Source organism: Marivita sp., assembly GCF_017643905.1.
GTDB lineage: Bacteria > Pseudomonadota > Alphaproteobacteria > Rhodobacterales > Rhodobacteraceae > Marivita.
The window spans coordinates 1-3,778 of record NZ_JAEPMO010000246.1 but is presented as its reverse complement, the minus strand read 5'-3'; the positions used below and the strand labels follow the sequence as shown (position 1 = coordinate 3,778).

The 3,778-nt window shown below is 60.4% G+C and carries 5 protein-coding genes; all 5 read right to left on the bottom strand.

Annotated features, from left to right (window positions below; genetic code table 11):
• Nucleotides 1–74: 74 nt before the first annotated feature.
• The 5 genes from JJ869_RS22640 to JJ869_RS22620 are packed head-to-tail and all read right to left on the bottom strand — an operon-like array spanning nt 75 to nt 3,644.
• On the bottom strand, nt 75–1,046 hold the full coding sequence (locus JJ869_RS22640; protein WP_292271078.1) for an amidoligase family protein: 972 nt from the start codon (nt 1,044–1,046) through the stop codon (nt 75–77).
• Nucleotide 1,047: 1 nt separating this feature from the next.
• Entirely contained in the window at nt 1,048–2,073 is a 1,026-nt protein-coding gene (locus tag JJ869_RS22635) for an AI-2E family transporter (RefSeq protein ID WP_292271076.1), read from the bottom strand.
• Nucleotides 2,070–2,837, bottom strand: coding sequence for a hypothetical protein (locus JJ869_RS22630; RefSeq protein WP_292271074.1), 768 nt, complete (start codon nt 2,835–2,837; stop codon nt 2,070–2,072). The genes JJ869_RS22635 and JJ869_RS22630 overlap by 4 nt, the downstream gene beginning before the upstream one ends.
• Nucleotides 2,830–3,231, bottom strand: a complete 402-nt coding sequence (locus JJ869_RS22625) for a phage holin family protein (RefSeq protein WP_292271072.1) — start codon at nt 3,229–3,231, stop codon at nt 2,830–2,832. The genes JJ869_RS22630 and JJ869_RS22625 overlap by 8 nt, the downstream gene beginning before the upstream one ends.
• A complete protein-coding gene (locus JJ869_RS22620) occupies nt 3,228–3,644 on the bottom strand; it encodes a hypothetical protein (protein WP_292271071.1) in 417 nt (138 codons plus the stop codon). The genes JJ869_RS22625 and JJ869_RS22620 overlap by 4 nt, the downstream gene beginning before the upstream one ends.
• Nucleotides 3,645–3,778: the final 134 nt, after the last annotated feature.

Here is a 3,778-nt window from a genome sequence, read left to right as displayed (position 1 = left end):
GAGATTCAGGTTGATGAGCGGAAAGACGCGCCAGCCGGTCCGGTTCGATGTGGTGACGGCGATGACTGGGCGGGTCATAACTCGGCCTTGACGTCGTGGTCCTGCAAAAGCGCGTCGATGGTTTTGATCCATATGGATTTGCGCTCGAACCATGCGGCGTCATGGGTCCTCCATGCATCCCGCAACGCGGCCAGCAACGGTTCATTAGCGGCGACCAGTTCGACCTGCCGCCACAACTGCCAGGGCTGGCGCAGCGACCAGTCAGGCTCGTCGATCCGGCTGTCCGGCAGACGAAAATGAAAAGTCGGACGTGCGGCCGTCTTGTCTTGGATGTCGAACAGGTCGGCAAAGAGATCGGGTTCTGCGTGTTTGAACAGCGGCAACAGATCAAGCGAGAGGTTGCGGCTTTGGATATGTCCGGCGGCCATGCGCATCAGGTCGGCAAGGCTGTCATAGTCGTTCTTCGCCAAATCCGAGATCAGGTCTTTCGGCCACACGCCAATAAACGGCATCACGCGGCGTGTTGTGTCGACCTGTTCCTTCTGCCTCAACCAGGGTTCGAGCATGGCATAAGCTGTGATCGTATCAATCGTAAAGCGGTGATCCGGGGACACCACCTCGGGGTTGACGTGCACCCCAAACCCCAAAAGAACGCCGCTTCGCGAACCCATGGCCCCGATGCGTCGCAGGCCATCACAGATCGAGTTGAACTCTTCCAACTGCGCACGGCTGAGAGGCGGGGTCACCACTTCGACCGGAATCAAGCCGCGCATGGCGTCCAATCCTTCTTTCAGGAAAGGCAGGTCTTCGCGTTTGCGCAGACTGATGTCTAATTCGACCTTGATATCCCCAAAACGGGTATCGGTGACGGTGACGCTGTGATCTCCGCCATCCACAACGGTGCCGCCGAATTCCTTGGCGATCAGATTGCCTGTTTCCAGCTCCGTCGGTCCGGCGAATTCGATTTCGATGCCGCAGAGACGCTGGTCCCCGTCCGAATTAAGTTCAAATGGCAGTGCTGCAAAGGTGGGTTTGGTCGGGATCATGTTACACCTGTGCTTGTGCGAAATCGGGGTCTTGTTTTGCGGTCGGGGCCGGGGCGTGGGTCAGGTAGGCCGTCACCCAGACCAGCACGGGAAGCGAGACAACTCCACCGATCGGACCCCAGAGCCACAGTCCAAAGAGGATGGCGAGGAAAACCACCAGCGGGTTCAGCTGCAGGCGCTGACCGACGAGGGTTGGCGTTACGAATTGAGCTTCGGTCATGTTCAGCAAAAAATAGGTCACAAGAGGCAAAAGGGCATAGGCTCCATTGAACTGGGTGAAACCGACCACCCCGAACGCGATCAGAAGCATCACGGGTCCAAGATAAAGAACGAAATTAAGAATGAATGCCGCAGCACCCCAAAGGATCGGATTGGGCACGCCAATCGCAGTCATGGCGGTAAATACAGCGGCTCCCAGACCGGCATTGATGACGGTCACGGTGACGAAGTAATGCGATACGGCCTTGTCGGCCTGACGCAAAGAGGCCGCGTGCCCCTTGAAAGCCGCGTAAATCTCGTTCTGTGTCAGGGTAAAGAAGAAAAACGTTCCGGCGAAAGTCAGCAATTGCGCCGCGAAATTCGGCGCGACCGACAAAGCGTCAAGTAGGCCGGGCATAGCCTCTTCAACAGCTTCGCCGTTTTCGGCCAAGCTTTGTTCCAGTTCGAACTGGACTGCTTCAAGCCCGCGGATGGCCCGGCTCGCGTCGATGATCCACCAGCGGATTTCGTCTTCGATCCGGGGCACTTGACCGATCAGGTCCATCACAATCGGGCCCAGCCCGGCAATCAACAGGACGGTGAGTGCGCCTACGAAAACGAGGCTGATGCTGGCACTGACCGCGCGCGGAACGCCCAAGCGGGCCAGCAGACGCATGCCGGGTGCTGCGACGATGGCGACGACCAATCCAAGTGTCACCGGTGCCAGCAATCCTTGGGAAAGCTTGAGGGCGGTCACAACCGCGACCAGCGCGACCAGCGCGATGGACACGGTCTGAAGACGGGCACGCGTCTCGGGATGTGCGATCATCTATTGGCCGGGCTCGCATCGGCAAACTCGGCGCGGGCTTCGCGCAGGCCGGATTCGACCGCTGCTTTGCCCTGACGTTCGAGTTTGGCCAATTCGTCACGCAGGACCGCTTCGGCATCACGCATCATCTTGTCGCGTGTGGCACCCATCAGATCTTCTTCAACCTTGGTGGAAGGAAGAAGCGCGCCGATCAATGCCCCGATCCCGGCAACAAGCGCGCCGGTGAGGAATGGCTGGCTTTGGTGCGCGGCACTGGCTTGCTGAGCCGCGCGGCGCGCCTGACGGTCCAGTTTTTCCTGTGCGTCGATCACCTTGAGACGTGCCTCCGTGACGCGGGCGCGGGCGTCCGGCGAGAGTCTGTCCAATCCCTGATCCAGCGTTTTGCGCAGACGCGACGCAGACTGCGATCCGGCAAAGCGCCCGGATTGCGCCTGTTCACGCGCCTTCATCTGCCGGTCTGCACGGGCAATCCGGTCATCGTAGTTTTCCATTTCGCCAGCAGCCGGTTGGCGCATGTCCGTCCTTCGGCCCGAGTTGAGCGCGATCACGGCGGCGCCTATGCCGATCAGCGCAAGTCCGGACGGATTCCGCATGGCACCATCAATCAGTGTTTTGGCCACTGTTTGACCCAAGTCTGCTGTCTGACCGACGGCACGTTTCGCCGTGGCTTCAGGATTGATCGCGTCGGACAGAGCAGTAATGTGACCCGTCAGATGCGCCCTATGGGCTTCGGCGGTTCGTTCGAGTTGATCTGCGTTAGGCACGGGCCATCTCCTTGACTGCGTCTATGTCGGACTTGACTTGTTTGAGGGTGCGCTTGGGGGTGAGCGTCGCGGTCGAAAGACGCGCCTTCCCGATCAGCGCCATTGCCAGCGCGGCAAGAAGGCACACAGCGGCAACGATCAGGGCGGCCCAGTGATAGGGCATACCCAACGCAGCGACACCGAGGATAGCGGCGGTCGCCAAAGCGCCGAGGCCGACCAGCGCCACGAGAGTGGCGAGGGCGAACAGAACTAGCCCGGACCCTGCGCGCGCGGCATTATCGGACAGTTCGCGCCGGGCGAGCTGCAATTCCGTGCGGAGAAGCGCACGGGCTTCGGTCAGGATGCCTGCGATCAGACTGCGCAGATCGCCGGGGTGTTCAGTCGGCTGGGTCACTTGCGCGCCTCGACGTGTGACAGGTGACCCGACCACGGATCGTCGCCGTCGTCAGACACATGTCCGGACCCATTGCCGGATTTCAGGAACCGCGCGGCCGCAAAGCCCACAAGCGCCGCGCCGCCAAGAAAGAGCAGCGGGTTCTTTCGGGCAAATACCGCAACATCATCGACCATTTCGTCGACGGGTTTGCTGCGCAGCTGTGCGGCGACCGAATTGATCTGCGCGCCGATCTGGTCAAGCGCAGCGGCTTGCAAGGTATCAGGCTGGAATGTGTCGCCAGCCGCTTGCGCAGCACGCCCAGCGGTTTCAATGGAATCGACTGTTCTTGCGCGCGCGTCTTCCGCCTCTGCGTGGGCCGCGTCGACAATATGGTCCTTGGCGCTGTTCAGCGCATCTGTCGTAGTGCTCATCTTAGGCTTCCTTTGGGAAATCGGATCAAACCGCTTCGAAAATCTTGACGATCGCGGTTCGCAGCGCGTCGCGCTGGGCGATCAGTTCATCATGCAGCTCGTCAGTTGGCGACAGGCACTCGATGGCGTCGTCG